1 protein-coding gene is annotated in these 782 nt (G+C 72.4%); it reads left to right on the top strand.

Annotation, left to right across the window (positions count from 1 at the left end; genetic code table 11):
* A partial coding sequence (locus tag ACLIYP_RS30670; protein ID WP_412716332.1) for a homocysteine S-methyltransferase family protein occupies nt 1–782 on the top strand: 782 nt, incomplete at both ends.

Genomic DNA, 782 nt, shown 5'->3' on the forward strand with positions numbered 1-782 from the left:
GCACGAGGCGTACTTCGCGGTGGGGGTGGACTGTGTGGAGACCAACACCTTCGGGGCGAACTTCGCGGCGCTGGCGGAGTACGACATCGCCGGCCGGGTGGGGGAGCTGTCCGAGGCCGGGGCGCGGGTCGCGCGGGAGGCGGCGGACGCGTTCACCGGGAGGGACGGGCGGCAGCGGTGGGTGCTGGGGTCGATGGGGCCGGGCACCAAGCTGCCCACGCTGGGGCATGTGGAGTACCGCACGCTGCGGGAGGCCTATCAGGCCAATGCCGAGGGTCTGGTGGCGGGTGGGGCGGACGCGCTGCTGGTGGAGACCACTCAGGATCTGCTGCAGACCAAGGCGGCGGTGCTGGGGGCGCGGCGGGCGCTGGAGGCGCTGGGTGTGGATCTGCCGGTGATCTGCTCGGTGACGGTGGAGACGACCGGCACGATGCTGCTGGGCAGTGAGATCGGGGCGGCGCTGTGTGCGCTGGAGCCGCTGGGCATCGACATGATCGGCCTGAACTGCGCCACCGGTCCGGCGGAGATGAGCGAGCATCTGCGGTATCTGGCCCGGCATGCGCGGGTGCCGCTCGCCTGCATGCCGAACGCGGGGCTGCCGGAGCTGACCGCGGACGGTGCGCGTTATCCGCTGACCGCGGGCGAGTTGGCCGATGCGCAGGAGGGGTTTGTCCGCGAGTACGGGTTGTCGTTGGTGGGGGGGTGTTGCGGGACGACGCCGGAGCATCTGCGGCAGGTGGTTGAGCGGGTGCGGGGCCTGGTGCCGGCGGGGCGGGATCCGC

The sequence above is a fragment of the Streptomyces nanhaiensis genome (assembly GCF_046614825.1).
Taxonomy (GTDB): Bacteria; Actinomycetota; Actinomycetes; order Streptomycetales; family Streptomycetaceae; genus Streptomyces; species Streptomyces radiopugnans.